The organism is Nonomuraea sp. NPDC049158, from assembly GCF_040648335.1.
Taxonomy (GTDB): Bacteria; Actinomycetota; Actinomycetes; order Streptosporangiales; family Streptosporangiaceae; genus Nonomuraea.
This window is the reverse complement of record NZ_JBEZDM010000053.1, coordinates 19,788-46,583: the sequence shown is the minus strand read 5'-3', so window position 1 is coordinate 46,583 and position 26,796 is coordinate 19,788. Positions and strand designations below refer to the sequence as shown.

The following is a 26,796-nucleotide window of genomic DNA, read 5'->3' as shown; positions in this document are numbered from 1 at the left end:
TCAATGGTGGAGCAACAGAACCTTATTCCGCAAATACCTCCGCCCGTTGGATCCTAGCGGTCACCTCGACCGTCCCGGAAGCCACCTTCATCTGAGCGTCCGGCCAGAGTCTGCGGATCATCCTGAGCACCCGCCTGTTCTCTCCCATGACGTCCATGCCGACGGTCTTCGCGCCCCGCACCGCGGCCCTGAACAGCAGCACGTCGATCAGGTGCGGCCCGAGCCCCTTGCCCTGCCACTCGTCGGCGACCACGACGGCGATCTCGACGTCGGCCGCCTCGCCCCGGTAGCTCATGGCGTGGCCGATGATCTCGCCGTCCAGGGTGACGACCAGGGCGTCCCTGTGGTCGTCCAACGCGATGAGCACCCGCACCAGGCTGGCGGCCGGGGTGCCGATGCCGGTGAAGAAGCGCAGGGTCTGCGTGTGCAGGGACAGCCGGGTGAGGAAGCGCCGGAGCCGTTCGGTGTCGTCGGGCCGGGCGGGCCGGATCTGAGTTCCGAGCATGAACCCAGCTTCCTCTCCTTTTCCTGGGTCTGTCAATTGAACTCAGGTATGATATGGCGCATGAACGTGGCATTCCAGGTGAACAACTGCTCCATCGAGCGCACGTTGGACATCGTCGGGGAGAAGTGGACCTTCCTGGTGCTGCGCGAGGCGTTCCGCGGCGTCCGCAGGTTCGCCGACATGCAGGCGATCACCGGCGCGCCCCGGCAGGTGCTCAGCGCGCGACTGGCGCGACTGGTCGACGAGGGCCTGCTGCGCAAGGAGCCCTATCGCGAGCCCGGCCAGCGCCAGCGTGACGAATACCGCCTGACCGAGAAAGGACGAGACCTCTATCCCCTGCTCGTGGCGCTCATGCACTGGGGCGACAAATACCTCGCCGGTGACGAGGGACCACCCGTGCTGCTGACCCACCGCGACTGCGGGGCGCCCATCGAGCAGCACTTCCGCTGCGCCGAGGGCCACGAGGTCGCGGGCCCCCGCGAGGTGACGGCGCTCCCCGGTTCAGGCGCGGAGCTGAAGTCCGCCTAAATCCCAGCGGAAGTGTCGCGCTGGAGAGCGCGCAGGCACCAGCGGAAGTCGACCAGCGTCAGCAGCGCCGCCCCCGACAGCAGCACCGCGACGGCCGCGGTGCGCACGATCAGGTACGTCTGGATCGTCTGGCTGAGCAGCAGCCACAGGCTCAGCGAGGCGTTGCCGAACTGCGCGCATCCCCACACCAGCGACTGCCTGGCGAAGAAGCGCCGCATCACCGGCCGCTCGATCACGTGCTCCGGCAGCGGCACCAGATCCTCCGCCACCCGCTGCGCCAGCGGCCGGCGCAGCCGGGCGGTCGCCAGGAACCCGGCGCTCGCGCAGAAGACACCCAGGGTCGGCTGCAGGAAGAAGATCACCGCGCTACCCGACAGCAGCGCCAGCACCGCCCGGACGGTGACCGTGCCCGCGGCCAGAAGAACCGCCCCCGGCACCGCCCTGCGCCTGGCCAGCCGCCAGACCACACCCCCGTACACCCAGGCCACGGCCACCACGATCCCGCCGGTGATCCCGGAAAGGATCATCCCGACATAGAAGACGGCGACGGGCAGGATCATGCCCTCGAACACGCGGGGCACGGCGTGGCGCACCAGACGGCCGAACCGGGGCAGCTCGAACGCGGGCGCCTCGGACGGCGCGGCAAGCACGGTCATATGGCTTTGGAGGCGCTCTCTGGAGGGGGAGCTGATCGGACGAATCCCGACCGTACGCGATGAAGCGGCGTTCGGTAAGTGTTTCGACCAGATTGCGATTAGGTCACGCTCCGGCAGACCGAGCCAGGTGAAGGAGCATCGACCCCGGTGCCTACGCTTAAGGGGTGTACCGGTTCCTTCTCACGCCCCGCTGGATCTCGCTCCACATCGTGGTGCTGCTGGTGATCCCGGCCTTCGTATTCCTGGGCCGATGGCAGTTCGGGCGCTTCGAGGAGCGATCGGCCAACAGCACGCAGGTCACCGCGAACCTGGCGGCCGGCCCCGTGCCCGTGGAGAGCCTGGTGGGCAAGGGGGCGCGGGAGGCCGACCGGTTCAGGACGGTCACGGCGTCCGGAAGCTACGACACCAGCCACGCGCTGGTGGTGCGCAGGCGGCCGCAGGAGGGGCAGCTGGGCTTCTACGTGCTGACCCCGCTGGTCACCGGTCCGGGTCAGGCCGTGCTCGTCAACCGGGGATGGGTGAAGGCCGGGGCGACCGCCGACGCGCCTCCTGAGGTGCCGCCGCCGCCGACGGGTCAGGTAACTGTCACCGGGAGGCTACGTCTCAGCGAGACCGAGGCGACGGCCGGAGTCAAGGAGCGCGCCGGTCTGCCGCCCGGTCAGGTGCTGCTCATCGACACCGGGAAGATCGGCAAGGCGCTGCCGTACCAGCTCATGGGCGGTTACGTGGAGCTGACCGAGCAGCGGCCGGCGGCGGCGCCCGCGCCCGCGCCCGCGCCCGCGCCGGTGCCCGCGCCCGACGTGGGCGCCGGGGGCGGCCTCAACCTCGCCTACGGGGTGCAGTGGTGGCTGTTCATCGGCGTGGCCATCGGCGGCTGGATCCTGCTCATCCGGCGCGAGGTGGCCGACAGGAAGGCCGCGGAGAACGCGCCGGCCCAGGAAGTCGGGGCGTCCAGCAATTAAGGTGGATAGGGTGATCCGCCACATAGAGTTCGCAAGTATCTACAACTTTCGTGACGTAGGTGGATATGCCGCAAAGGACGGGCAAACCGTCCGGTGGCAACGGCTCTATCGTGCCGACTCACTCGGCTGGCTGGCGGGAGACGATCTCATCACGTTCCAGGCCCTCAAGGTGCGGACCGTCATCGACCTGCGCCATCCCTTCGAGGTGGAGCGGACCGGCCGGGTGCCCGACTCCGACGGGCTCGACTACCGCAACCTGCCCATCGAGGGCCGCCGCTGGGACATCAACACCTACGACGACCGGCTGGGCGTCGAGAGATACCTGGCCGACCGCTACCTCGAGGTGACCGAGGACGGGATCGACAATCTCCGGTCGGCCATCGAGACGATCTCCCAGTCCGGCAGCGCGCCCGTGGTCGTGCACTGCGCGGCGGGCAAGGACCGCACCGGGCTGCTCACCGCGCTCATCCTGAGCCTCGTCGGCGTGGCGGACGAGGACATCATCGACGACTACGCGTTAACGGGCCTGGCCACCGAGCGCTTCATCGCGAGCTGGCAACGCAGGCATCCGAACGCCACCCGATGGCCCGGTTTCGGGGTGGCGCCGGCCGACGCGATGCGGTTGTTCCTCGCCGATCTGACCGCCCGGCACGGCTCGGTCGCGAACTACTGTACGGACGTCCTGCAGGTCGACGCGGGGACCATCGAAGAGCTGCAGAATAGTCTTCTGTCCCGGACTGAACCGATCTCCGGTGGGTAGGCGGCATCGGGGTTCGCAGAGCAGCAACCTCGCAAAGCGGACCTCCTGGCCCGGGGTCGCCACATCCCCCTCCCGGCGATCCCGGGTCCTCGGGCATAGTGGATACCCAACGGAGACGTCGCAGCTTGTTCGACGTTATGCGGCCGTCGTACGGTTACCTGCGTGACTACGCCGCTGCTCCCCGATCCGGATCCGAGGCGGCGCGACTATGTGATCATCTCCGCCGACGATCACCTGATCGAGCCGCCAGACCTTTTCGAAGGCCGGCTCGCGGAGAAATACGCCGAGGTCGCGCCAAAGGTCGTGGAGACGGAGGGCGGTCACCAAGTCTGGCGCTACGGCGGCGCCACATACCCGTGTGCCGGGCTCGACGTGGGCGCCGGTCTGCCCCGCGAGCAGTGGACGCTCGACCCGGTCAGGTTCGAGCACATGCGCCCCGGCTGCCACGACATCGAGGCCCGCATCGAGGACATGGACCTGGCCGGCATCTGGGCGGCGCTCTGCTTCCCCGGCATGCTGGCCGGCCAGTCGGGCATGCCGTTCGCCAGGACCCGCGACCAGGAGCTCGGCCTCGCCCTGGTCAAGGCGTGGAACGACTGGCACATCGACGTCTGGGCGGGCACCTACCCCGAGCGCATCATCGGCCTGCAGCTGCCCTGGCTGCCCGATCCCGACCTCGCCGCCAAGGAGATCAGGGCCAACGCGGCCCGCGGCTTCAAGGCCGTGGTCTTCCCCGAGTTCCCGACCCGGCTGCGGCTGCCGTCGATCCACAGCGGCCACTGGGACCCGTTCTTCGCCGCCTGCGAGGAGACGGGCACCGTCGTCTGCCTGCACACCGGAGGCTCCAGCTGGTCGCCGGTGCCCTCGCCCGACACGCCCATCGAGGCGATCACCACGCTGATGCCGACCAGCGCGATGTTCGCCTGCGCCGACTGGCTCTGGTCGGGACTCCCGCTGCGCTACCCCAACCTGCGCATCCTCATCGTGGAGGGCGGCGTGGGCTGGCTGCCGATGCTGGCCGCGCGGGCCGACTACGCGCTGGATCACCCCGTGGCGGGCGAGGCGCAGTGGGACGGCGGTCTCAAGCCCAGCGAGGTGCTGCGCCGCAACTTCTACTTCGGCACCCTCGACGACCACTCCCTGTCGGGGGTGCGGCTGGCGGTCGGCCTCGACCACGTGCTTCAGGAGAGCGGCTACCCGCACTCCGACTCGACCTGGCCCGACACCCAGCAGGCGGTGTCACAGAACCTTGGCACGCTTCCGCCGGCCGACATCGCCAGGGTCGCCTACGGCAACGCCGCCCGGTTGTTCGGCCACCCGCTGCCGTCACGAGCCTGGCTCCGGATGGAGGAGTTCTAGCGCCGTCGAGGTCGCTTGGGTCCAGGGCCGTCGAGCTTGCCCTGGACACTTCCCTGGATGGTCGTGCGCTCCCAGTCCACGTAGCGTCCGCTCTCGCCGAGCAGCGAGGCGATCAGCCAGAGGAAGACCCCGAAGTCGTCCACGACACCGATGAGCACGAGGAAGTCCGGCACCAGGTCGATCGGCGAGATCATGTAGATCACGCCGAACCCCATCAGCGCCAGCTTGCTCTTGCCCATGCCGTCGTACTCGCCGCGCATCACGGCGCCGATCATGCGCGGGATCGCTCGTAACCTGGCCGTCAAGCCCGGCGTGCCGGGCTTGCTCACTTCGCGGTATGTACGCCAGGCCGCCGCAGCCCGTCCTGCCTTCGCCATCATGTCGCTCCTCATACCCGGGCCTCTCACGACATAACGCGTCACGCCCAGAGCCGAGTTCCCGAGGCTCGGCCCCCCGATGGTCAGCGCAGCGCGGCGTGCTCGAACGGCCGGGCGGCCTCGATCTGCGCCGCGACCCTGACCAGCAGATCCTCCCGCCCGGCCGCGGCCACCAGCTGGACGCCCACGGGCAGGCCCGCCGCGGTCCTGTGCAGCGGCAGCGAGATCGAGGGCTGGCCCGTCGCGTTGACCGGCGCGGTGAAGGACACGGCGTGCGCGGTCCTGCCGAACGCGGTGCTCAGGTCGTCCGGCGGGATCCACCCGAGCGGGAACGGCGCGACGCCGAGAGAGGGCATCAGCAGCAGGTCGTACCCCGACGCCCACCACGCCGCCATCCGCCTGCGGAACCCGTCGATCCACTGGGTGGCCAGGATGTGGGCGGCGGCGCTGTGCCCGCGCCCGGCGCCGACCATGGCGGCGTTGCGCGGCTCCAGCTCCTCCAGCTCGACCGGCTTGCCGCGCCAGACGCCGATGCTCTCGATCTCGGCGGCCAGGTTGTTCGCCACGATGGCACCGAAATGGAGAGGGAAGTCCGGGTCGCCGAGCGCCTCGGGGCAGCCTGGGGCCACGTCGTGGCCGAGCTCCGACAGCAGGGCGGCGGTCACGTCGACCGCCTCGGTCAGCTCGGCGACCGCCGGCACGTCGTCTCTCGGGTGCGTGGCGACGAAGCCGACGCGCAGCCGTCCAGGGTCCGCGCCGACCTCCTCGGCGAGCGGTCGCGGCAGGCGAGGGGCGTCGTAAGGGTCGCCCTGTACGTAGCCGGACACGAGATCGAGCGCCGCGGCGGTGTCCCGCACGCTCCTGCTGACGAATCCCGGGCACGAGAAGCCGCTCCAGCCCTCGCCGGCCGACGGTCCCGCGCTGGAGCGTCCACGGGTCGGTTTGAGCCCCACCAGCCCGCACAGGGCCGCCGGGATGCGGATCGAGCCGCCGCCGTCGCTGGCCGTGGCCAGCGCCGCCATCCCGGCCGCGACCGCGGCCGCCGACCCGCCGCTCGACCCGCCCGCCGAGTAGCTCGGGTCGTAGGGGTTGCGCGTGGGTCCGTACGCCACGGGCTCGGTGGTGATCGTGCTGCCGAACTCGGGAGTGTTCGTACGGCCCAGCACGACGAACCCAGCGGCCCGCAGCCGGGCCGTACCGTATCCGTCCTCCTTGACCACGACGCCGTCGAGCGTCCGCGAACCCGCGCCGTACGGCTCACCCGCCTGCGGCCAGCCCAGGTCCTTCAGCAGGATCGGCACACCACGGAAGGGGGCGTCGGCGGGGATGGCGTCGAGCTCGGCCAGCGCCCGCTCGAACCGCCGGTGGATCACCGCGTTCAGCTCGCCGTCGTGCGCCTCGATCCGGGCGATCGCCGCCTCGACCAGCTCGCGCGGCGACACCCGCCCGTCGCGGACGGCACTGGCCTGCTCGGTGGCGTCAGAGCTCAGTACGTCGTCCATCGCATCCTCCCGGCCTGCTCGGTCGCCTCGTCCATCGCTTCCTCCCGGCCTGCTCCGTCACGTCGTCCATCGCTTCCTCCCGGCCTGCTCCGTCACGTCGTCCATCGCTTCCTCCCGGTCAGGCCGTGGGGGCCAGGTCGCGGACGGCCTGCGTGATGGTCACCTCGCCACCCGGGATGGGCGCGAGGACGGGGGTGTCGAGGCCGTTGTCGACATACTCCTGGATCCTGGCCCGGCAGGTCGCGGCGTCGCCGTGCACGACCAGCGCGTCGACCACCTCGTCCGGGATCGCCTTGAGCGCGGCCTGCCGGTCGCCGGCCGCCCACGCCTCGTGCATGGGCCGCAGCACCTCGCCCCGGCCGAGCCAGTCGTGGAAGGCGGCGTAGGCCGGCACGGTGAGGTAGGCGGCCAGCATCCAGCGGGCCAGCGCGCGCACCTTGTCGGTGTCCTCGCTCACACAGACGAACAGGCGGGCGATGAGCTCGGTGTCACCGATCTCGGCCCGCACCTTCCGCACGTCCTCGGGCGAGAGCCAGTTGGTGATCGCGCCGTCCGCCTCCTCGGCGGCCAGCCGCAGCATCCGGGGCCGCAGCGCCGCCAGCACCACCTTCGGCGGGATCTTCGGCGCCCGGTCCAGCTTGAACCCCTTGATCTCGAACGTCTCATACCGCTGCGACACCTTCTCCCCCGTCAGCGCCTCCTTGAGGAAGCGCAGGGTGTCGCGGGTACGCGCGTACGGCTTGGCGAACTCGAGCGCGTTCCAGCGCTCCACGATCGCCGGGGAGGAGGAGCCGATGCCGAGCAGGAACCGGCCGGGCGCCAGGTCGGCCAGCGTGGCGGCCTGCATCGCGAGCAGCGCCGGGCCGCGCGTGAACACCGGCACGATGGCGCTGCCGAGCCGGACCCCCGGCGCCCACTGCGCGGCCATGGCCAGCGGCACGAACCCGTCGACGCCGTTGACCTCAGCCGACCACGCGTCGGTGTAGCCGAGGGCGGGCAGCTCCGCGATCAGCTCCTGGGAGTCCGCCAGTGAACGGTCGGTGAACGGGATCGTCATGCCCCAGTTCTGAGTCATCGCGGCCTCCAGCTTGCCCCTCGCAGGGGGTTGGGCGTCAATCTCAGGTAGGGCGACCATACCAACCGGGCGGTATGTCGTCGCCACTCTGACCGCTCCGGGCCTGCCGGGTCAGGCGCGCAGCTCGTGGACCGCCGCGATGAAGTCCTTCGTGATCCCGCGCAGTCCCGGCAGATGCGACAGGCCGACCAGCCGGTCCACCAGCGGGACCGTCACGTCGATCAGGCGATGCGTACGGTCGCAGCCGGGCGAGGTGTCGTGCACCCAGAACAGCACCATGCCCATCGACAGCAGCCACAGCAGCTCCGGCAGCTCTTCGCGCAGCTCGGAGTTCATGCGGTCGCGCGCTCCCTCGACCACCTGCCGGTAGATGTCGATCGACGCCTCACGGGCCGGGGAGGATTGGGCGCTGAACGGGCTCAGCGGGTTCGTGGGCTCGGCGGCATGCTTGAAGAACTTCACCGCGAACTCGTGGTAGGGCTCCGAGACGCGTACCCACTCGCGCAGCACCCCGCTCAACCGGGCGGCGAACGACGACTCCGTGGCCAGCAGGTCACGGCAGGCCGCCTCGTGCTCGGCCTGGGCGCGGTCGTAGTACGCCTGGATCAACGCCTCCTTGCTCTCGAAGTAGTAGTAGGCGTTACCGACGGACACACCGGCCTCGGCCGCGATGGCCCGCATCGTCGTCGCATCGAAGCCGCGCTCCCGGAACAGCCGCAAAGCCGTCTCGACAATGACTTCCCGGGTGCTCTCCGGTCCTCGGTTTCGGGCTTCGGACACGTTCGTCACTTTACGTGGTAGTCGTGCGTTAGGTCAGGAAGGATCACGATGATCGCCACCACAGGGCAAAAATCCCGGTGAGATAGGGGTTAGCTCCTGCGAAGGATGGGATTGATGTTTCTGGCGGAAGGGCTATTCCGCGAAAAGGCATCGACATGTGGATACGTGGAACAGTACGGCTGGTAGCGGTCGTATTCCTCAACATTGAGATCTCCATAATCGCGCTGGCGTCGGCCGCTTCCGCCGCTTCCCAAGCACCCGGCAGGGCGCCGCGGCAGACACCATCACCGATCACTCGGTCCTACCACATCGGGGGGACGATCGAGGCGCGCCGCTGGCACCCTTCGGTGGATCCGGCCGACTTCGGCCCGGAGCCCGCCCTGAACCGCAGGGGCCCCTCCGCCCATGGCCAGAAGTCGATCGGGCGCGACCCTGACACGCTCGCGGGCGCGCCGGAGTCGTCGGTCCCAGAACCGATCACCTTCGGCCCGCTCGCGAACGAGAGCGGCCCGGAGACGACGGCGCGGGACCCGGAGACGGCCGTGAACGGCCCGGAGAGGGCCGTACGCGGCCGGGGCACGGCCAACGCGCCCACGATGTCGCAGGACCGCGTGCTCGTCGCTCTGCGACCCGACGCACCGGCTTCACCGGCCTCGCCGGCCGGGGTGGCCGGGGTGGCCGGGGTGGCCGGGGTGGCCGGGGTGGCCGGGGTGGCCGCCACCGCGGCGCGCCCCGTGTCGTCCGTGCCTCACCCGGCCACCGTGACCATGCGGAAGCTCGAGGCCGGCACCATGCGAAAACCCGACACCGCCACTCCGCGGAAACCGGGCTCCGCCGGCACACGGAACGGCAAACTCCAGAAGGCCGATGTGGACCTCACCCGCGTCAAGCCCAGGTACGCGACCGTGCACATGTCCCACGCGCTGGCCGCCGACTGGCTCCATGACGAGGGCCTGCGTACGCATTCCTCGGGGCACTGCACGAACAAGCACGTATACCACTGCACGTCTCTCGAAGACGTCCGCACCTCGACCATCTCGCGGGTGATCGGCATCAAGCGCGAGAGCGGCTGCCCCGTCCTGGTCACCGGCGGCACCGAAGCCGGCCACGCCCCGGGCCAGTACAGCCACGGCAAGGGCTACAAGCTCGACATCACCCACAACCCATGTATCGACCGATACATCACCCAAAAGCACGAGAAATCCGGCACCCGGGGTGACGGGGCCGCCCTCTACCGATCACCCTCGGGCACGGTCTTCGCCGACGAGGTGGACCACTGGGACATCCTGTTCCGGTGACACGGCTTCGTGACACGGCCGGCTGAAACGGCAAGCGGCGCGCCGTGCGAACACGCACGACGCGCCGCCTACCGGAAAATACGGAGGAGCGACTGGGGAGCTACAGCTCGCCCGCCACCAGCTCGGCGATCTCGGCGGCGTTGAGCGCCGCTCCCTTGCGCAGGTTGTCACCGCACACGAACAGATCCAGCGTGTTGGGGAAGTCCACCGCCTGCCGGATCCGCCCGACATAGGTCGGGTCGGTGCCCACGACGTCGATCGGCGTCGGGTAGACCCCGTTGGCCGGGTCGTCCATCAGCACCACCGTCGGCGCCGCCTCGAGCACCCGGTGCGCGTCCGCCACCGTGATGTCACGCTCGAACCGCGCGTGCACCGCCAGCGAATGCGTGGTGATCACCGGCACCCGGACACAGGTCGCGGAGACCTTCAGGTCGGGGATGCCGAGGATCTTGCGCGACTCGTTGCGCAGCTTGAGCTCCTCGGAGGCCCAGCCACCCTCCTTGTACGAGCCCGCCCACGGCACCACGTTGAACGCGATCGGCGCCGGGAACGGCGACTCCTCGGGCAGCTTGTTGCCCAGCACCTTGCGTACGTCGCCCGCCACCTGGCCGATCGACCGGTCACCGGCCAGCGCCTCGACCTCGTCGTACAGCCGCGCGGAACCGGCCACGCCCGCGCCCGAAACCGCCTGGTAGGAGGCGACGACGAGCTCCTTGAGCACGTATTCGGCGTGCAGCGCGCCCATGGCCGCCATCATCGACAGCGTGGTGCAGTTGGGGGTCGAGATGATGTTGCGCGGCCGCCGGCGGGCGTCGAGCGGGTTGACCTCCGGCACGACCAGCGGGACGTCGGGCTCCATGCGGAACGTGCCCGACTTGTCGATCGCGATGGCGCCACGCTCGGCCGCGATCGGCACCCACACGGCCGACACCTCGTCGGGTACGTCGAAGATGGCGATGTCGATGCCGTCGAACACCTCGGGCGCCAGGGCCTGCACGACGACGTCCTCGCCGCGCACCCTGAGCAGCTTGCCGGCCGAACGCGCCGAGGCGACCAGGCGTACCTCGCCCCAGATGTCGGCGCGGGTGGAGACGAGGTCGCGCATGACGGTGCCCACGGCCCCGGTCGCGCCGATCAACGCCAGATTGGGCCTGCTCATCGTCCTGAACCTCCGTACACCACTGCTGAGACCTGGTCCGCGTCGAGATCGAAGGCCCGGTGCGCGGCCGCCACGGCCGTGTCCACACCGTCCTGCCCGACGATCACCGAGATGCGGATCTCCGAGGTGGAGATCATCTCGATGTTGACCCCCGCGTCGGCGAGAGCCGCGAAGAACGTCGCCGTGACGCCCGGATGCGAGCGCATGCCCGCCCCGATCAGCGACACCTTCCCGATCTGGTCGTCGAAGAGCAGCGACTCGTAGGCGATGTCACCCTGGATCTTCTTCAGCGCCGTCAGCGCCGTCGAGCTGTCGGTCGTGGGCAGCGTGAAGGAGATGTCGGTGCGGCCCGTGGCCGCGGCCGAGACGTTCTGCACGATCATGTCAATGTTGATCCCGGCGTCCGCCAGAGTTTTGAAGATCGCGGCAGCCTCGCCGACCTTGTCGGGAACCCCGACAACGGTGATCTTGGCCTCGCTCCGGTCGTGCGCGACGCCGGAGATGATCGGCTGCTCCATCTCGGTTCCTTCGGTATAAGGATCAGAAACGACCCAGGTGCCTTCTTTGGTGCTGAACGAACTGCGTACGTGGATCGGCACATGGAAGCGCCGAGCGTACTCGACGCAGCGCAGGTGCAGGATCTTCGCACCGCAGGCAGCCATCTCCATCATCTCGTCATAGGAGATCTTGGGGATCTGCTGTGCCGCGCCCACGATGCGGGGGTCGGCGGTGAAGATGCCGTCGACGTCGGTGTAGATCTCGCAGACATCCGCGCTCAGCGCGGCGGCCAGCGCCACGGCGGTCGTGTCGGAGCCGCCACGGCCCAGCGTGGTGATGTCCTTGGTGTCCTGCGAGACGCCCTGGAACCCGGCCACGATCGCGATGTGGCCCCGGTCGAGCGCCTCACGGATGCGGCTCGGCGTCACGTCGATGATGCGCGCCTTGCCGTGCGTGGAGTCGGTGATCACACCCGCCTGCGAGCCGGTGAACGAACGGGCCTCGTGCCCCAGGTTGGCGATCGCCATCGCCAGCAGGGCCATCGAGATGCGCTCGCCGGAGGTCAGCAGCATGTCGAGCTCGCGGCCCGGAGGCAACGGCGACACCTGTTCGGCCAGGTCGAGCAGTTCGTCCGTCGTGTCGCCCATCGCGGAGACGATCACGACCACGTCGTTGCCGGCTTTTTTCGTCGCAACGATCCGCTGCGCGACCCGCTTGATGCAGGACGCGTCGGCGACGGACGAACCACCGTACTTTTGCACAACGAGCGCCACGAGAGTCTCCCGGTTCGGACTGTGAGCTGCCAGTCTACTGGGGGCTTCTTATGGGCCTGATGGTTCATACCACTATGTGGATGATCACACCGTCGTGGTTTCCTCCGCCACGTCAAGCCGCGAGTGGGCGGCGAGTGCCTGAAGTGCCCGCATGGCCGCGCCCGCGTGGTTGCCCCACGTATTGAAATAGGAGTATTGCCACCACCACAGCGCCTCGTGCGGCCGCCCGGCCTGAAAATGCCGCAGCCCGTGGATGAGGTCGGCGGCGACCGCCGTCAGGTCGTCGGAGAGCCGGTATGGGGTGACACCCGTGTCCTTGTACGGGTCGAACACCTCGGCATAGTCGTCGACCGCCTCCAGCAGCTCCGACAGCGCGGTGCGTACGCCGTCGATGTCGGGATCCTCGCTCAGCGGCGGCTCATAGTTGCCCGAGAGGATCACATCCTCGTTGGCGCCGAGTTTGGCGCCCGCGAGACTTACCTGCGCCACTTCGACCAGCAGTAGCGACCAGATGGCGTCGCCGCCCTCGCCGCTGGCGACCCTGGTCAGGCCGTCCACATAGTTCTGCGCGTGATTGGCTATCTCCTCCGCCAGCGCGCTCCACTGGTCAGACATCCAGCAGCCTCCGTCCTTCGAACGCGCGGCCCAAGGTCACCTCGTCGGCGTACTCGAGGTCACCGCCCACAGGCAGACCGCTGGCCAGTCGTGTCACTTTCAGACCCATCGGCTTGACCAGACGGGCAAGGTAGGTAGCCGTCGCCTCCCCCTCGAGGTTGGGGTCCGTGGCGAGAATGAGCTCCGTGACCCGGCCATCGGCCAGGCGCGTCATGAGCTCCCGGATGCGCAGATCGTCAGGGCCGACGCCGTCGATCGGGCTGATCGCACCGCCGAGCACGTGATAGGTCCCGCGGAACTCGCGCGTCTTCTCGATCGCGACGACGTCCTTGGACTCCTCGACCACGCAGATCACATGAGTGTCGCGCCGCTGGTCACGGCAGATGCGGCACTCCTCCTCGGCGGCCACGTTGCCGCAGACCCGGCAGAACCTGACCTTCTCCTTGACCTCCAGCAGGGCGTGGGCCAGCCGCTTCACGTCGGCCGGATCGGCCGCCAGCAGGTGGAACGCGATCCGCTGCGCGCTCTTGGGACCGACGCCGGGCAGCATGCCGAGCTCGTCGATCAGGTTCTGGACGACCCCTTCGTACATGGCCTAGAACCCTGGCAACTGTCCGAGACCGCCGCCGCCGAGTCCCTGGGCCAGCGGGCCCAGTTTCTCCTGCTGCAGGTCGGCCGCCGCGCGAACGGCGTCGCGTACGGCGGCGATCACCAGGTCGGCGATCGTGTCGGCCGTGTCCTGCGGGTCGTCGGCGTCTATGACGCTCGGGTTGATCTTCAGCTCGAGCAGCTCTCCCGAACCGTTGACCACGGCTGTGACCATGCCGCCGCCGGCCGAGCCCTCGATCTGCGCGTCGTTGAGCTCCTGCTGGGCGCTCACAAGCTGCTGCTGCATGAGCTGTGCCTGCTCCAGCAGCTGCTGCAGGTTGACATCCCCTGGGTTCACCGTCGTGCGCTCCTCGTGGCTCCGCGTTCTTGACTGCCACGAGCCTACGGTGTTTGGGCGTCGTCATGTACTGCGGCATCCCCCGCGTTTCGCCTTGGCCGGATCCCGGCCCCCCTCCAGTGTCCGAGACCCGGCCAACACGTCGGCCGGAGCGGCCGCACCACGCCGACGTGTTGCCGCACGCTAGCCCCGGCAACGTTGCACACACGTTGCGATCGTTCAATCACCCCTTGCAATCCCCCCGAACCGGTTGCGGCCACCAACCGCGAAGCGGATGCTCACCGTAAGGGGTTGACTACTTGGAGTGGCCCATGTGTCACACACATCCGGACGCGCACGCCCGCTACTCTCGCGGGGCGCGCGCAGCGGCGGCGGTTACGGGAGAGGCGGCGTCGGAGGGACCGTACGGGATGGCCACGACAGGGCTGCGCATCAGCGCGCAGGACATGAGCGTCGACCGGGAGCGCACGAACGAGATCGGGAACGTCCACGACCTCCGCGAAGTGCACCCGTTGCAGCCGCTGCTCCCTTTACTCGTCCAGTCGCTCGCCCACATAGCCGACGAATCAGCCCACATGATGGTCGTGACGGACGCCGACGGCAGGGTCCTGTGGCGCGACGGCAACCCTGACATCCTGCGCGCCGCCACCAAACACGACCGAACCGAGTCCCGTACGGACGAACCCGACCGGACCGAGCCCCGCACGGACGAACCCAACCGAACCGAGCTCCGCACGGACGAACCCAACCGGACCGAGCCCCGTACCGATGGACACGACCGGATCGGGTCCCGCACTAACGGACCCGACCAAGCTGGGTCGCACACGGACAGACCTGAACGAACCGGGTCTCGAACCGACGAACACGACCGAACCGGGTACCGCACCGACGCCAGCGGCAGGGCCGGCCGTCAGGAGACGGCCATCCGTCAGGAGGGCCGTCAGGAGACGGCCATCCGCCGGGAGGGCCGTCAGGAGACGGCCATCCGCCGGGAGGTGCACGCCTACTCGGAAGAAAGCCTCATGCGCGTGCTGCACGTCCAGTCACGCAGCGCCGCCCCGATCATCGACCCCGACACCGACCGGGTACTCGGCTGCGTCGACATCAGCGCTGTCGACATCAGCGGCACCGCGCGCTCCCCGCACCCGGCCACGGTCGCACTGGTCTGCGCCACGGCCAAGCTCGCCGAGACCCAACTCGCCCTGCGCATGCACGAACGCGACGAGCGCCTAAGACGCCGCTACGAGGCCCTGGGCGGCCACCCCGGCATCCTGCTCTCCCCGACCGGACGCGTACTCTCCGGAGACCCGCTGGGCACGCTCGGCGAACGGCTTCCGCTGCCCGCTCCCGGCGAGCGCATGATCCTCCGGGACGGCCGTTTCGTCCTCCTCGAACCCTTCTCCGACGGCTACCTCCTGCGCGCCGCACCCCCCACGTCCGCCTCAGGACCCGCCCCCACCCGCCTCCGCCTGCACGGCTTCCTCGGCGAAGGAACGCCGACCGCCCTGGTGGGCGAGCACCGCCTGCCACTCTCCCTCCGGCACGCCGAGATCCTCGCCCTCCTGGCCCTGCACCCCAGCGGCCTCAACGCTGAACAGCTCTCTTTCCATCTGTACGGCGACGACGGCAATCCGGTGACGATCCGGGTCGAGATCCACCGCCTCCGCGCCGAACTCGGCGACACGATCGGCGCCCGGCCGTACCGCCTGACCGCGCCCATCGAGGCCGACTTCCTGGAGCTCCGCGGCCTGCTGGCGAACTCGGACCCCGCCTCACTGGCCCGCGTCTACGCCGGCCCCCTGCTGCCGCGCTCGGAGTCACCCGAGATCCGCCGCGAACGGGACGAATTCGAGGTCCAGGTACGTACGTGCCTACTGCTGCGCGGCTCACCCGACGACCTGTGGGCGTACGCGCAAACGTCCGGCGGACGGGAGGACTTCGAGGTCCTGCAGCGTCTCGCGACCTCCCTCCCCGCCACCGACCACCGCGCCGCCGCCGCCCAAGCCCGCCTGCGCACCTGAGACCGCCGGTTCACCGCATGCCCGACCACGGGTGACACTTCTCCGCCACCGCATTACCCCCATTCGACCTACGACCGCCCGCGCTTCCTCCAGGGTCGCCAGCCCTTGGGCAGGCGTCGCCTGAGATGCGATCGATCGTCGTCGGCCATGGTCAGGCATGGTCGATCGTCGCCAGCTCCTGGGCACGTGTGGCGTGCGATGTGGCCGGAGGCCGCCAGCCCTCGAGCACGTGTGATCTCAGGCGCGATCGATCGTCGCCAACGCCCAGCGGGTGTGGTCGATCGTCACCAACACCCGGAAGGTGCAGTCGCAGGTGTGGTCGCTGGCGCCTGGCAGAGGAGTCTCAGATTTCGCCGATCACCTGGGCGCCGAGTTCGCTCTGCAGAAGGGCCATCCCGGAGCGCGCGTCCACGTCCGCGTCGGCGTCGTTCAGCGGGTCGACCTCGTCGGCCTCCGGGCCCTTACGGCGGCTGGGGACAGCCTCGGGCCAGGCGGCAGAGCCTGTCTGCTGCCTGGAGCCGGGGGCCCTGGGACCCGCTTGCGCGGCTGCCTTCGCCGCCGACCTCGCGGCGGCCAGCCCCGTCCCGGGCGAGCCCGTACCAGCGCCCACGCTTACGGGTCGTCCCGCGCCCTGGGGCCGGACACCGGTGGTCGAGTCGGTGGGGTCCGGGGTGGGCGGAGACCCAGGACTCGGATCGTCAGGTGCGTCCGGCCAGGACTCGTCCGTCGTCGGACGGCCACCGCTCTGGGACGCGTGATCGGCCGGTCCGGGTGGTTGGCCCGCCTCCTGGGAGCCGGAGTCGTCGCCTGACGAGCCATGCGAATGAGCACGACCGTGCCCCGACTGGGCACCGCTCTGCGGAGCCGTCGTGGCCCCCGGCTGGTTGTACCGGGAAACGCCCGACTGCGACGGATCCGTTTGCGGACTCGCGTGCGAGCCTTGGTGCGGTCCTGTGTGCGAGGCCGACTGAGGACCCGTGTGCGAGCCCGACTGAGGACCCGTGTGTGAGCCCGACTGCGCACCCCCATGGGAGCCCGACTGCGGACCGGGCTGAGGCCCTGGCCGTGAGCCCCCGGAGCCCTGGGGAACCGGAGAGCCGCCTACGACCGCCTCAACCCGCCAGGTGCCGCCGAACACGTCGCCCAGCGCGCTGGCCACCACGGCGTCCTTGCCGCCACCCGTGAAGTTCTTCATCGCGCCGACCTGACCGAAGCCGAGCGTGACCAGATTGCCCTCGATGCCCACCACCTGGGCGTTGGTGCTCACATTGGCCCAGACGACGATGCTGCGCTGCTTGAGCGCGGCCAGCACGGCGGGCCACTGCTGCTGGAGTCCCCCAACACCACCCCCGCCAGGAGCCGCACCCTGCTGGGACGACGCCTGGCCCTGCGACGACGGCCCCTGAGGCGCGGCCACATGCGACGACGACCCCTGGGCCCCGGCGCCGGGCGACGACGCCGCCTGGGATCCGGCGGCTGACGGCGCGGGCCGACCGGGACGAGCCGGCTCCGGCCAGTCGTCGGTACTGCCCACCTGAGATCCCGAGCTCGCGGACACCCCGCCCACCGCCGGGCTGCCGGCCTGCGCGCCCCCACCAGCATGAGCGCCGTCCCCAGCCTGCGGAACACCACTCGCGTACGCGGGTCCACCGCTCTGCGCGGGACCACTCGCGTACGCACCACCACCAGCATGCGCCGGACCACCACCATGCACAGCACCACCGACAGGCGCAGCACCACCGACAGGAGGTGTGGGCTGGGCAGAGGTGGCCCGGGCGGCCATCTGGGCGACGGCGCCACCGCGTTCGAGGCGTTCGAGGCGAGCGAGCAGGGCGTCCTCGCCCTGCGAAGCGCCGGGCAGCAGAACGCGAGCGCACATCAACTCGAGCAGGAGCCGCGGCGAGGTCGCACCGCGCATCTCGGTGAGGCCGGCGTTGAAGATCTCGGCGGCCCGCGTAAGCTCGGCCGGCCCCATGGAGCCGGCCTGCTGGACGAGGCGCTCCAGCTCGTCGGCCGGACGATCGAGCAGACCACTGCTGGCGGCCTCGGGTACGTTCGCCAGGATCACCAGGTCGCGGAAGCGTTCGAGCAGGTCGGAGGCGAACCGCCGAGGATCGTGGCCACCCTCGATCACCCGGTTGACGGTGTGGAAGACCTGCGCCCCGTCACGGGAGGCGAACGCCTGGACGACCTCGTCGAGCAGGTCGCCGTCGGTGTAGCCGAGCAGCGAGACGGCCTTGGTATAGGTGATGCCGTCGTCCTCGGCCCCGGCGAGCAGTTGGTCGAGGATGGACAGCGAGTCACGCGCGGATCCGGCTCCAGCGCGGACGACGAGCGGCAGGGCGGTCGGCTCGAACGGCACGTTCTCCGCGACCAGAATCTCTTCGAGCAGGGCGCGCAGCGTCGCCGGCGGCATCAGCCGGAAGGGATAGTGGTGGGTCCGCGACTTGATGGTCCCGATGACCTTTTCCGGCTCGGTGGTCGCGAAAATGAACTTCAGGTGCGGCGGAGGCTCTTCGACGAGCTTGAGCAGCGCGTTGAAACCCTCGCGGGTCACCATGTGCGCCTCGTCGATGATGTAGATCTTGAAGCGCGCGGAGACGGGCGCGAAGAAGGCCCGCTCACGCAGGTCACGCGCGTCGTCCACGCCACCGTGGGAGGCGGCGTCGATCTCGATGACGTCGAGGTGGCCCGGCCCGGTGGGGGCGAGCGCGACACACGACTCGCAGACGCCGCACGGGTCGGGAGTGGGGCCCTTCTCACAGTTGAGCGAACGCGCCAGGATGCGGGCGCTGGAGGTCTTGCCGCAGCCGCGCGGCCCGCTGAAGAGGTAGGCGTGGTTGATACGGCCCGTGCGCAGCGCCTGTCGGAGCGGATCTGTGACGTGCTCCTGACCCTTGACCTCGGCGAAGGTCCCAGGTCGGTACCTGCGATAAAGCGCAAGGCTCATGCGACCATCCCGCCTGCGAGGGGGCTCTCAACGAAGAGACCCCCCGCACACCCGCCAGAGCCCGCTTATCCTTGCTGCCTTCCGGCCCTGGGGAGGTTCACAGGATGACGCCGCGCGAGGGGTCCTTGGACAGTCTAGCCACATCCAGCAGTGCTCGCTGCAGCCAAATCGTGGTCTCGCCGGACGTAAATCATGGTCTCGCGACCTTCAGGAGTCCGGTAAGCTACTCGGCGGAGGATTCGCCTAGTGGCCGAGGGCGCACGCTTGGAAAGCGTGTAAAGGGCAACCTTTCGGGGGTTCAAATCCCCCATCCTCCGCCAGCTCAGGAGGGGCGTGCCGTGATCACGGCACGCCCCTTCTGGCATTCCAGTCTCAGTCGGCCTCTTCGGAGGGCTTGTCACCCTCCTGGCCCGGCTCCCAGAGCACGCCGTCAACCTGCCCGGCCACCGCGTTCCGGATGCCATCGTGTACCGACACGCCATGCGTCTTATGGACCATCCCATGATCGCCATCACGATTCGCCCGGGAACCCCAGGATCAGGCTGCGCTATCCGGCGATCGCCTGCTGAGGAACGACGACGCCCACCGTGGTGCCCTCGCCCGCCACACCATTGATGGTGAGGCGGCCACCGAACTCCGCGAGCTCCGCCCGCTGGGCACGTAGCCGATGCTCGAACGCCTCGCTCGTCAAACCCCCGTCGTCATTGCTGATCGTCAGGCGCAGCCCGTGGGGCGTCGCCGTGAGTGCGAGGGAGACCGTACGGGCCCGCGTCTCCCATCCCACCTGGTCGAGCACATCACGGATCACATTTTGGACCACCGTGCTGACGCGGCTGGAGATCTCCGTCTTGGGCAGCGCCCACACCTCTACGGAGATCCCGGTTCGCAATGACCATACGGCCAGATCGTCCTCCAATTGCCGGGCGAACACTGTCCGCGTGTCCGACCAGAGGTCCTCCTGTGACATGCGTTCTTCCTTTGCTTCAAGGGAAACGTGTTCCCCGGCTGCGCTGCTGGGCTGATCCTCAAGGACGATCCCGCGATGGTTCGGGATCACTCACATGCCGCCTGGCGATGGGCTCGGTGGGGACGGACGGCGAGGCGAATGACCAGGCGGGCATGCACACCGAGAAAAGGCGGGGCTCCTACTCGGGTCCGTGTCGCCGACCCCCGAAGCAGCTCTGTACTTCTCTAGTAGGTCATGAGCCTTGAGGTGGACCGAGCACTTCCTGGCGCCATCGGCGCTAAAGCATAGGTCGCGACGATCTTCGGCCATGCGTGGGCCTGCCCCGATGCGAAAGCGATGGCCGCGGCTGCCGTCGACGGCATGACAGCCACTCCCTTGGCCTCACACCCCGAACGGATCTTCATGCCGCGTACCTCCCTCAATTGACTATGGATCTTTCGACCACGTCGATCGAAATGAGTGCCGAATGATCCTGGTAGACAGCGGCGTGAATCGGGCGCGACGCCATCATGAGCGCGGGGACCCGGTCATCGCTTGTACAACCTGGTCGTGGCCCACGTCGAAGGACGTTACAAGGCACTTCTTCCGTTTTTCTTCCGGTCCGGTTCGGCGTACCGCCCTCGGCTGACGCCGCCCAGAAGCTCCACGTGGATAGCCGCAAGGCGATGGGTGGCGGGGCGTCATTGGCAGGACCCCCCAGCCAAGGACCTCTGTGACCAGCGGTGAACAAAATGCGCAGGCTTGGAAAGCGGGTAAAGGGCAAGCCGGCCGCGACAGCCACGGCTACGACGCGCCCGAACCGTCCCGTCCAGTTCGTGGTGACGCTCACTTGGTCGCCGTGTCCGCGGGAGCGGAGGCGAGGTCGGCGATCAGCGCGCGTACGCGGGCCTCGATCGCGTCCCGGATCGGACGCACGGCTTCGACGCCTTGGCCTGCCGGGTCGTCCAGCGCCCAGTCCTCGTAGCGCTTGCCGGGAAAGATGGGGCACGCGTCGCCGCAACCCATGGTGATCACGACGTCGCTGGCCTGGACGGCATCGACCGTGAGCACCTTGGGGATCTCGGCGGAGATGTCGATGCCACGCTCTGCCATCGCCTCCACCACGGCCGGGTTCACCTCATCGGCGGGCGCGGATCCGGCCGAACGCACGCGTACCCGGTCGCCGGCCAGGTGGGTCAGGAAGGCGGCGGCCATCTGGGAGCGGCCGGCGTTGTGCACGCACACGAACAACACCTGCGGCAGCACGTCGGGCACGGGTTTCTCCTATCGAGGCTGATCGGCGGCGGCCTGGTAGGTGGAACCGGAGACGGCCTGCGGGCTGGTCGGGTAGAGCAGGACCAGCATCAGGCCGCCCAGTGCGGCACCGGCCAGCTGGGCGGCCGTGAAAGCGGGCACGGAAGCGGGGGCGATCCCGGCGAAGGTGTCGGTGAACGCTCGCCCCAGGGTGACGGCGGGGTTGGCGAAGCTCGTACTGCTGGTGAACCAGTAGGCGGCGCCGATGTAGCCGCCGACCGCGACCGGGGCCAGCGCGGCGCGGCCTTGCCGGGTCAGGGCGAAGATGACCACGATGAGCCCGGCGGTGGCCACTACCTCACCCAGCAGCAGGTGCGGCGCCGACCGGTCACGGGCCGAGATCTGAACGGCCGGGAGCGCGAACATGGCGTTCGCCAGGACGGCCCCGGCGATGGCTCCGGCGACTTGGGCGGGCACGTAGGCCGCCACCTCTCGGCCGCGTACCGCTGGGGCAGCGTCGCGGCGGGTGAGTATCCAGGCCGCGACGGAGACGACCGGATTGAAGTGCGCGCCGGACACGGGTCCGAGGATCACGATCAGCACCGCCAGGCCAGCTGCCGAGGCCAGACTGTTGGCCAGCAGTTGTACGCCGACATCACGCGACAGATCGGCCGCCATGATGCCGGAGCCGACCACCACCGCCACCAGGGCGGCGGTGCCGGCGAACTCGGCCAGCGCCCGGCGCGCCAGATTCACCGCACGTCCGCGACAAGCGAATCGGGCAAGGCCAGTACGCCGGTCAGGCGCTTGAGCGTGGCCGGGACGATCCAGTAGTAGACCCAGGTGCCGCGCCGCTCGCTGTCGATCAGACCGGCCTCGCGCAGCACTTTGAGATGGTGCGAGATCGTCGGCGCGGTGACCGTGAAGGCCTCGGTCAGCTCGCACACGCACACCCCCTCGCCGACCTGGCGGCCATTTTCGTGGGCACCGATCAGGGACAGCAGCCGCAACCGGATCGGGTCGCCCAGTGCCTTGAACACGCGCGCCATCTCGGCGGCCTCGTCTTCGGGGATCGGCTCCGCGATCAGCGGCGTGCAGCATCCGGAGGCGACCACCGGCAGCTCCTGATTCGACATATCTCTAATTTGACAGACTTCTAAGCAAGAGCGCAAACTCGGGACTGCTTAGACATCCATCGAAACACCGAGATGGGAGATCCTCATGTCACGCGTCCAGCTCGCCCTCCGCGTCGCCGACCTGGAGAGCTCGATCACCTTCTACTCCAAGCTGTTCGGCACCGAACCGGCCAAACTGCGCCCCGGCTACGCCAACTTCGCCATCGCCGAGCCTCCGCTCAAGCTCGTACTGATCGAGGGCGACAAGGGCGAAGAGACCCGCATGGACCACCTCGGCGTCGAGGTCGAAGACACCGCCCAGGTCGAAGCCGCCACCCAGCGGCTCAAGGACGCCGGCCTGGCCACCTTCGAGGAGAACGACACCTCCTGCTGCTACGCCCTCCAGGACAAGGTGTGGGTGCACGGCCCGGGAGCCGAGCCATGGGAGGTGTACGTGGTCAAGGCCGACGCCGACACCCTGGCCAAGGAAACCGACTCAGCCTGCTGCACCCCAGCCACCGCATCGGGCGACGAACCGGTCAACCCGTCGGAGAACTGCTGCTGAGCGCGATCGATCTCGCCGTGGTCTGTGGGTTGGCGGGTGAGCGGCTGGGCCAGGCGATGTCGTCGACCGCCAGAAACGGCTCGGCGGCCACGGTCGCGGGGGTTACCCCGGTGAACGCCACGACGTCACGATGCAGGTGGGACTGGTCAGCGTAGCCGGCGTCGGCCGCGACTCGGGCGGCGCCCTCACCCGCGACCAGGCGGTGGGCGGCGTGGTCGAAGCGGACCAGCTTCACGGCGCGCTTGGGCGGCAGGCCGAGCTGCGAGCGGAACCTGGACCACAAGCGCTTACGGCTCCATCCGACCTCGGCCGCCAGTCCGTCGACCCGGACCAGGCCACGTCCGGCGACGATCCGGTCCCAGGCCCAGACCACCTCCGGGTCCGCAGGCGACGACCCCGCCTCGTACCGGCGGGCGAGCAGCGCGTCCGTCAACGCGAAGCGTTCCTCCCACGATGAGGCATCGCCGAGTCGCTCGCGGATCCGTGACGCCTCCCGGCCCCACAGGTCGTCGAGGGCCACCATGGCGCCGTCGAGTTCGGCGGGGGAAGTGCCCAGGACCGCGCGTGCGATCACCGGGGACAGGCGTACCTGTACGCACTCGACGTTCTGCCCCCGCGCCCAGACCGCGCCGCCGGACCCGATCCCAGGCCCGGCGACTACGCTTCCCAGCTGCTGCCGCCCGGCGGCGTCGTCCAGGACGGGCGAGCCGGCGCCGAAGTCCAGCAGCAGCGTCACGGCCGGGTGCGGGACCATCCGGAGCGCGTCCAGGTCACGGACACGGAACCCGGCCATGGTGATGCCGGCCACCCGGCTGGGCCGCTGGGGGGATGCGACCTCCCACACAGCCGCACCGTGGACGAATGTCCGCACCGTCCCATGCTACGTGCGCCGCCCGAGGGGGAACATTCGTCCAATCCGCCGGCGCGTACCGGCGGCGACAGTGGCCTCATGACCATTTCTGACGGCGTGAACGACGAGGCCGAGACGACCCTGTCCCTGGACGGCGACGACATCTACGTGTGCCAGGACGGCCCCGACGACGCCCCCGTACTCCTGCTCATCCACGGGTCCGCATCCTCGACCCGCTCGTGGGACACGCTGGTGCCGATGCTGACCAAGTCCCATCGCGTCATCCGGATCGATCTGCTCGGGCACGGTCGGTCAGCCAAACCGGCCGATCGCAGCTACGCGACCCCGGAGCAGGGACGCCGGGTGGGCGCGGCGCTGGACCGGCTCGGCGTCAGGCGCGCCATCGTCGTCGGCCACTCCAGCGGCGGCGCGGTCGCCACCGCCCTCGCCGAACAGCGACCCGACCTGGTGACCGCGCTCGCGCTCATCAACACCGGGCCCAGCCTGTACGCCTTCATCGCCTCGGAGTCCGCCGCGATCGCACCCTCGCAATGGCCGCCGACCGACAAGCAGCTCCGCCAGTTCGCGAGCACCGGTTTCAGCCGCGCGGGCTACCAGATCCCCCAAGAGCTCCTGAACGAAGTACGCGCGATGACCTACCACACGCTCACCGCGACGATGCAGGGCATTCGCGAGTATCTGGAGCAGCAGGCGCTCCCGGACCGGCTGGCGCCCCTCGGCAGGCCGCTGCTGGTGATCTTCGGCGCGGACGACCGGAGATGGCGATCCTCATCCGCCGCCGACTACCGCGCCGTTCCGGGCGCGACAGTCGAGCTGCTGCCCGGTCTCGGGCACTCGCCCATGCTCGAGGATCCGACGCGGACGGCCGCACTCCTCCTGGCCTTCAGCGCGCGGGCGAGCTGATCACTGTCCCCATGTCGGCAGCCAGACGTCCGTGTCAGGTACGTCCACTCGTTTCGAGTCGAGGTAGTCGCGGAGTTCGACGAGCGCGGGATGCGGGTTGTCATCGCGCCAGATCAGTGACATCGGGTAGACCGGCGCCGGGTCGCGTACCGGTATGCGCCGCAGGTCGTAGCTGTCCGGCCACAGATACCGCGAGCCTTCGCCGACAAGGGTCGCCAGCTCGGAGGAGTCGGCGATCTCGGCCAGCAGAGCCTCGATTCCGAAGCTGGGCCCGACCATGTCGATCGTGAGACCGAACGCGGCGGCCAGTTCGCCGTAGTAGCCGGCCCATTCGGTCTCAGGGGCCATGCCGGGCATCCAGATCCGGTGCTCGGCAAGTTGCGCGGGCGTGACCGCGTGGGCTTTGGCGAGCGCGTGGCGGGGTCCGACGAGTAGTTGGTGTGGCTCGTCGATCACTCGGGCAGTCTTGATCGGGTCCGGCAGATGCCGCGCGGGAACCGTGACAGCGTGGAACGTGGCGTCGATCGTCCCAGCCTCGACAGCGGCGATCGCGGCATCGACGTCGCCCTTCAGAGTCACGACATCAAGCTCGATCTCGGGATGCGTACGGTAGAAGTCCTGCAGCAGCACCCCGGCCGCGACCCGCCGGTTGACGACGTCGACGCGTAGAGCACGCCGACCAGGACGTACGGACGCGTCGGCCCGCTCCGCTACCCGGAGGAGTTCGCGGGCGTGGGGCAGGAATGCCTGGCCGTCGATGGTGAGCTGGGCTCCGCGCGCCGTACGGGTGAACAGCCGCACGCCGAGGTCCTTCTCCAGCGTGGCGATGCGCTTGGAGACGGCCTGCTGGGTGATCGACAGCTCCGCGGCGGCTTCCTGGAACTGGCCGGCGTCCGCGACGGCGACGAATGTGCGTACGGCGTTGAGATCCACCCGCCAAACGCTACTCGCACAACACAAGGTTGTGGCTCCCGGCCATATCGGTTGTTTGATCCGCCTTCTCGGCCTTGCTTTGATCAGAGCGGTCAACGGTGAGTTGTTCGAGATGCGGAGCTTCGTGGCTAGACGATCCTTGGGCCGGCGGTTCGGATGGCTGTGGGCGGCGTACGCGGTCAGCGCCTACGGCTCTGGCCTGGGATTCGGGGCATTGCCGCTGATAGCCGTGCTGGTGCTGGATGCCAGTCCGGCCCAGGTGTCCGTGCTGTCCGCTGTAGGGCCGGCAGTGGGCGCGCTGATCGCGTTGCCCCTCGGGCCGTGGGTGGAGTTTCGCCGCAAGCGACCAGTCATGATCGCGATGGACCTGGCGCGGTTCGCGGCGATGATGACGATCCCGGTCGCCTACGCCGTCAACAGGCTCAGTTTCGTCCAGTTGCTGGTTGTCTCGGTGGTGATAGCCGCGGCCAAGATCGCCTTCAACGCGGCCGGCGGCGCCTACCTCAGAGCCCTCGTCCGGCCGGATGATCTGCTCGTGGCCAACGCGCGATTCGAGTCCACGACGTGGAGTTCGATCGCGGTCGGGCCGCCACTGGGCGGGGCGGCGATCGGCCTGTTCGGACCGGTGACCACCGTGGTGGCCGACGCGCTCAGCTACCTGCTCTCCGCACTGGGGATCAGCGCCGTACGCGGCCAAGAAGAACCCCCGCGGCGAACCGGCCAGAGCCGAGCCCGGGCCGGTGAGCTGCTCGACGGCTGGCGGCACATCCTGACCCATCCCGGCCTGCGGGCGCTCTATTTCAACAACCTGCTCGTCAGCGGACTGATCATGGCCACCGAACCGCTGCTGGCCGTGCTCCTGCTCCGCGAGCTCGGGTTCTCCCCCTGGGAGTACGGCCTCGCCTTCGCCGTCCCCTGCCTCGGCGGACTCATCGGCTCACGTCTCGCCCGCCGCGTCGTGGCGCGGTACGGCCAGCACCAGATCCTCCGTACGGTCGGCACGCTGCGCGCGGTCTGGCTGATCGGCCTCGCCTTCGTCCGCCCCGGTGTCGCCGGCCTCGCGACGGTGATGGCCGTCGAGTTCGCGATCATCATCAGTATGAGCCTGTACAACCCGGTACTCGCCACCTACCGGCTCGAACACACTCCCCCAGACCGCACCGCCCGCACCCTGTCGGCCTGGTCGATCAGCAGCAGCGCCGCCATCGCCCTCTTGAGCGCGCTCGGCGGCCTGCTCGCCGACGCCACCAGCCCACGCACGGCCATCGCGATCGCGGGGGTGCTCATCCTCGCCAGCCCGCTGCTGCTCCCCCGCCGCCCGGGCCCAAGTCACGGCGAAGCCGGCGCCGGTCTCTCGGCGCCCACGAAGCTGTCGGCGTAATACACCGCCAGGAAAGATGTAGATGAGAGCGAGAAACATCGTCGGATGCGCTTCCCTTCCATCT

At 69.2% G+C, this 26,796-nt stretch carries 27 protein-coding genes, 1 tRNA gene and 1 other RNA gene; 10 read left to right on the top strand and 19 right to left on the bottom strand.

Going from position 1 to position 26,796, the window contains the following annotated elements:
* Positions 1-22: 22 nt before the first annotated feature.
* Entirely contained in the window at positions 23-505 is a 483-nt protein-coding gene (locus AB0B61_RS53030) for a GNAT family N-acetyltransferase (protein ID WP_358449161.1), read from the bottom strand.
* Between the two features lie 60 nt (positions 506-565).
* Between AB0B61_RS53030 and AB0B61_RS53025 the strand changes: the two genes are divergently transcribed.
* Entirely contained in the window at positions 566-1,033 is a 468-nt protein-coding gene (locus tag AB0B61_RS53025; protein WP_358449159.1) for a helix-turn-helix domain-containing protein, read from the top strand.
* Here the strand turns inward: AB0B61_RS53025 and AB0B61_RS53020 are convergent.
* The gene (locus AB0B61_RS53020) at positions 1,030-1,689 is read right to left on the bottom strand and encodes a VC0807 family protein (RefSeq protein ID WP_358449157.1); all 660 of its coding nucleotides are present in this window, start codon (positions 1,687-1,689) and stop codon (positions 1,030-1,032) included. The genes AB0B61_RS53025 and AB0B61_RS53020 overlap by 4 nt on opposite strands.
* A gap of 164 nt (positions 1,690-1,853) precedes the next feature.
* On the opposite strand from AB0B61_RS53020, the gene AB0B61_RS53015 reads away from it, so the two are divergent.
* From AB0B61_RS53015 to AB0B61_RS53005, 3 genes are all read left to right on the top strand, one after another.
* The gene (locus tag AB0B61_RS53015) at positions 1,854-2,651 is read left to right on the top strand and encodes an SURF1 family protein (RefSeq protein WP_358449155.1); all 798 of its coding nucleotides are present in this window, start codon (positions 1,854-1,856) and stop codon (positions 2,649-2,651) included.
* A gap of 10 nt (positions 2,652-2,661) precedes the next feature.
* Entirely contained in the window at positions 2,662-3,411 is a 750-nt protein-coding gene (locus AB0B61_RS53010) for a tyrosine-protein phosphatase (protein WP_358449153.1), read from the top strand.
* Positions 3,412-3,573: 162 nt separating this feature from the next.
* Positions 3,574-4,770 (top strand): amidohydrolase family protein, encoded by a 1,197-nt coding sequence (locus AB0B61_RS53005; protein WP_358449151.1) that lies wholly within the window; start codon positions 3,574-3,576, stop codon positions 4,768-4,770.
* Here AB0B61_RS53005 and AB0B61_RS53000 read toward each other — a convergent pair.
* The 4 genes from AB0B61_RS53000 to AB0B61_RS52985 all read right to left on the bottom strand — a co-directional run bounded on the left by AB0B61_RS53000 (position 4,767) and on the right by AB0B61_RS52985 (position 8,504).
* On the bottom strand, positions 4,767-5,147 hold the full coding sequence (locus tag AB0B61_RS53000; protein WP_358449149.1) for a YkvA family protein: 381 nt from the start codon (positions 5,145-5,147) through the stop codon (positions 4,767-4,769). The two genes, AB0B61_RS53005 and AB0B61_RS53000, sit on opposite strands and share 4 nt — an antisense overlap.
* 83 nt (positions 5,148-5,230) lie before the next feature.
* Positions 5,231-6,649, bottom strand: coding sequence for an amidase (locus tag AB0B61_RS52995; protein ID WP_358449147.1), 1,419 nt, complete (start codon positions 6,647-6,649; stop codon positions 5,231-5,233).
* 118 nt (positions 6,650-6,767) lie between these two features.
* Positions 6,768-7,724, bottom strand: a complete 957-nt coding sequence (locus AB0B61_RS52990; protein ID WP_358449145.1) for an LLM class F420-dependent oxidoreductase — start codon at positions 7,722-7,724, stop codon at positions 6,768-6,770.
* Between the two features lie 111 nt (positions 7,725-7,835).
* A complete protein-coding gene (locus AB0B61_RS52985) occupies positions 7,836-8,504 on the bottom strand; it encodes a TetR family transcriptional regulator (protein ID WP_358449143.1) in 669 nt (222 codons plus the stop codon).
* A gap of 347 nt (positions 8,505-8,851) precedes the next feature.
* Between AB0B61_RS52985 and AB0B61_RS52980 the strand changes: the two genes are divergently transcribed.
* Positions 8,852-9,802 carry a hypothetical protein gene (locus AB0B61_RS52980; RefSeq protein WP_358449141.1) on the top strand — a complete coding sequence of 317 codons (951 nt, stop codon included), beginning with the start codon at positions 8,852-8,854 and terminating at the stop codon, positions 9,800-9,802.
* 100 nt (positions 9,803-9,902) lie between these two features.
* Here the strand turns inward: AB0B61_RS52980 and AB0B61_RS52975 are convergent, their stop codons facing one another.
* From AB0B61_RS52975 to AB0B61_RS52955, 5 genes are all read right to left on the bottom strand, one after another.
* A complete protein-coding gene (locus AB0B61_RS52975; protein ID WP_358449139.1) occupies positions 9,903-10,961 on the bottom strand; it encodes an aspartate-semialdehyde dehydrogenase in 1,059 nt (352 codons plus the stop codon).
* A complete protein-coding gene (locus tag AB0B61_RS52970) occupies positions 10,958-12,232 on the bottom strand; it encodes an aspartate kinase (protein ID WP_358449137.1) in 1,275 nt (424 codons plus the stop codon). The genes AB0B61_RS52975 and AB0B61_RS52970 overlap by 4 nt, the downstream gene beginning before the upstream one ends.
* Before the next feature lie 84 nt (positions 12,233-12,316).
* Positions 12,317-12,847, bottom strand: coding sequence for a DUF5063 domain-containing protein (locus AB0B61_RS52965; RefSeq protein WP_358449135.1), 531 nt, complete (start codon positions 12,845-12,847; stop codon positions 12,317-12,319).
* Entirely contained in the window at positions 12,840-13,439 is a 600-nt protein-coding gene (gene recR / locus AB0B61_RS52960) for a recombination mediator RecR (protein WP_225302238.1), read from the bottom strand. The genes AB0B61_RS52965 and recR overlap by 8 nt, the downstream gene beginning before the upstream one ends.
* 3 nt (positions 13,440-13,442) lie before the next feature.
* A complete protein-coding gene (locus tag AB0B61_RS52955; RefSeq protein WP_225302239.1) occupies positions 13,443-13,793 on the bottom strand; it encodes a YbaB/EbfC family nucleoid-associated protein in 351 nt (116 codons plus the stop codon).
* 410 nt (positions 13,794-14,203) lie between these two features.
* On the opposite strand from AB0B61_RS52955, the gene AB0B61_RS52950 reads away from it, so the two are divergent.
* On the top strand, positions 14,204-15,814 hold the full coding sequence (locus AB0B61_RS52950) for a helix-turn-helix domain-containing protein (protein ID WP_358449133.1): 1,611 nt from the start codon (positions 14,204-14,206) through the stop codon (positions 15,812-15,814).
* Positions 15,815-16,157: 343 nt separating this feature from the next.
* Here the strand turns inward: AB0B61_RS52950 and AB0B61_RS52945 are convergent, their stop codons facing one another.
* Positions 16,158-18,764 carry a DNA polymerase III subunit gamma and tau gene (locus AB0B61_RS52945; protein ID WP_358449131.1) on the bottom strand — a complete coding sequence of 869 codons (2,607 nt, stop codon included), beginning with the start codon at positions 18,762-18,764 and terminating at the stop codon, positions 16,158-16,160.
* 31 nt (positions 18,765-18,795) lie between these two features.
* Positions 18,796-18,891, bottom strand: an RNA gene (gene ffs, locus AB0B61_RS52940) — signal recognition particle sRNA small type.
* Positions 18,892-18,996: 105 nt separating this feature from the next.
* Between ffs and AB0B61_RS52935 the strand changes: the two genes are divergently transcribed.
* Positions 18,997-19,084: transfer RNA gene (locus tag AB0B61_RS52935), tRNA-Ser, on the top strand.
* Positions 19,085-19,311: 227 nt separating this feature from the next.
* Here the strand turns inward: AB0B61_RS52935 and AB0B61_RS52930 are convergent.
* From AB0B61_RS52930 to AB0B61_RS52915, 4 genes are all read right to left on the bottom strand, one after another.
* Positions 19,312-19,731, bottom strand: coding sequence for a hypothetical protein (locus AB0B61_RS52930; protein WP_358449129.1), 420 nt, complete (start codon positions 19,729-19,731; stop codon positions 19,312-19,314).
* 825 nt (positions 19,732-20,556) lie between these two features.
* Positions 20,557-20,985 carry an arsenate reductase ArsC gene (locus AB0B61_RS52925; RefSeq protein ID WP_358449127.1) on the bottom strand — a complete coding sequence of 143 codons (429 nt, stop codon included), beginning with the start codon at positions 20,983-20,985 and terminating at the stop codon, positions 20,557-20,559.
* Positions 20,986-20,994: 9 nt separating this feature from the next.
* Complete coding sequence (locus tag AB0B61_RS52920) at positions 20,995-21,720, bottom strand: MIP/aquaporin family protein (protein WP_358449125.1); 726 nt, start codon at positions 21,718-21,720, stop codon at positions 20,995-20,997.
* Entirely contained in the window at positions 21,717-22,100 is a 384-nt protein-coding gene (locus AB0B61_RS52915) for a metalloregulator ArsR/SmtB family transcription factor (RefSeq protein WP_358449123.1), read from the bottom strand. The genes AB0B61_RS52920 and AB0B61_RS52915 overlap by 4 nt, the downstream gene beginning before the upstream one ends.
* 85 nt (positions 22,101-22,185) lie before the next feature.
* On the opposite strand from AB0B61_RS52915, the gene AB0B61_RS52910 reads away from it, so the two are divergent.
* On the top strand, positions 22,186-22,644 hold the full coding sequence (locus tag AB0B61_RS52910) for an ArsI/CadI family heavy metal resistance metalloenzyme (RefSeq protein WP_358449121.1): 459 nt from the start codon (positions 22,186-22,188) through the stop codon (positions 22,642-22,644).
* Here the strand turns inward: AB0B61_RS52910 and AB0B61_RS52905 are convergent.
* Complete coding sequence (locus AB0B61_RS52905) at positions 22,619-23,515, bottom strand: helix-turn-helix domain-containing protein (protein WP_358449119.1); 897 nt, start codon at positions 23,513-23,515, stop codon at positions 22,619-22,621. The genes AB0B61_RS52910 and AB0B61_RS52905 overlap by 26 nt on opposite strands.
* A 78-nt stretch (positions 23,516-23,593) precedes the next feature.
* Between AB0B61_RS52905 and AB0B61_RS52900 the strand changes: the two genes are divergently transcribed.
* Positions 23,594-24,418, top strand: coding sequence for an alpha/beta hydrolase (locus AB0B61_RS52900; protein ID WP_358449117.1), 825 nt, complete (start codon positions 23,594-23,596; stop codon positions 24,416-24,418).
* Here the strand turns inward: AB0B61_RS52900 and AB0B61_RS52895 are convergent, their stop codons facing one another.
* A complete protein-coding gene (locus AB0B61_RS52895) occupies positions 24,419-25,351 on the bottom strand; it encodes a LysR family transcriptional regulator (RefSeq protein WP_358449115.1) in 933 nt (310 codons plus the stop codon).
* A gap of 124 nt (positions 25,352-25,475) precedes the next feature.
* Between AB0B61_RS52895 and AB0B61_RS52890 the strand changes: the two genes are divergently transcribed.
* Complete coding sequence (locus AB0B61_RS52890) at positions 25,476-26,732, top strand: MFS transporter (protein ID WP_358449113.1); 1,257 nt, start codon at positions 25,476-25,478, stop codon at positions 26,730-26,732.
* The last annotated feature ends 64 nt before the right edge of the window (positions 26,733-26,796 follow it).

Excerpts from the sequence above, each read along its gene's own strand:
- AB0B61_RS53000 (WP_358449149.1), bottom strand. The coding sequence starts at position 5,147 with ATGGCGAAGGCAGGACGGGCTGCGGCGGCCTGGCGTACATACCGCGAA.
- AB0B61_RS52990 (WP_358449145.1), bottom strand. The coding sequence starts at position 7,724 with ATGACTCAGAACTGGGGCATGACGATCCCGTTCACCGACCGTTCACTG.
- AB0B61_RS52930 (WP_358449129.1), bottom strand. The coding sequence starts at position 19,731 with ATGTCACAGGAGGACCTCTGGTCGGACACGCGGACAGTGTTCGCCCGG.
- AB0B61_RS52945 (WP_358449131.1), bottom strand. The coding sequence starts at position 18,764 with ATGAGCCTTGCGCTTTATCGCAGGTACCGACCTGGGACCTTCGCCGAG.
- AB0B61_RS52950 (WP_358449133.1), top strand. The coding sequence starts at position 14,204 with ATGGCCACGACAGGGCTGCGCATCAGCGCGCAGGACATGAGCGTCGAC.
- AB0B61_RS52965 (WP_358449135.1), bottom strand. The coding sequence starts at position 12,847 with ATGTCTGACCAGTGGAGCGCGCTGGCGGAGGAGATAGCCAATCACGCG.
- AB0B61_RS52975 (WP_358449139.1), bottom strand. The coding sequence starts at position 10,961 with ATGAGCAGGCCCAATCTGGCGTTGATCGGCGCGACCGGGGCCGTGGGC.
- AB0B61_RS53030 (WP_358449161.1), bottom strand. The coding sequence starts at position 505 with ATGCTCGGAACTCAGATCCGGCCCGCCCGGCCCGACGACACCGAACGG.
- AB0B61_RS52900 (WP_358449117.1), top strand. The coding sequence starts at position 23,594 with ATGACCATTTCTGACGGCGTGAACGACGAGGCCGAGACGACCCTGTCC.
- AB0B61_RS53025 (WP_358449159.1), top strand. The coding sequence starts at position 566 with ATGAACGTGGCATTCCAGGTGAACAACTGCTCCATCGAGCGCACGTTG.
- recR (WP_225302238.1), bottom strand. The coding sequence starts at position 13,439 with ATGTACGAAGGGGTCGTCCAGAACCTGATCGACGAGCTCGGCATGCTG.
- AB0B61_RS52915 (WP_358449123.1), bottom strand. The coding sequence starts at position 22,100 with ATGTCGAATCAGGAGCTGCCGGTGGTCGCCTCCGGATGCTGCACGCCG.
- AB0B61_RS52910 (WP_358449121.1), top strand. The coding sequence starts at position 22,186 with ATGTCACGCGTCCAGCTCGCCCTCCGCGTCGCCGACCTGGAGAGCTCG.
- AB0B61_RS53020 (WP_358449157.1), bottom strand. The coding sequence starts at position 1,689 with ATGACCGTGCTTGCCGCGCCGTCCGAGGCGCCCGCGTTCGAGCTGCCC.
- AB0B61_RS52995 (WP_358449147.1), bottom strand. The coding sequence starts at position 6,649 with ATGGACGACGTACTGAGCTCTGACGCCACCGAGCAGGCCAGTGCCGTC.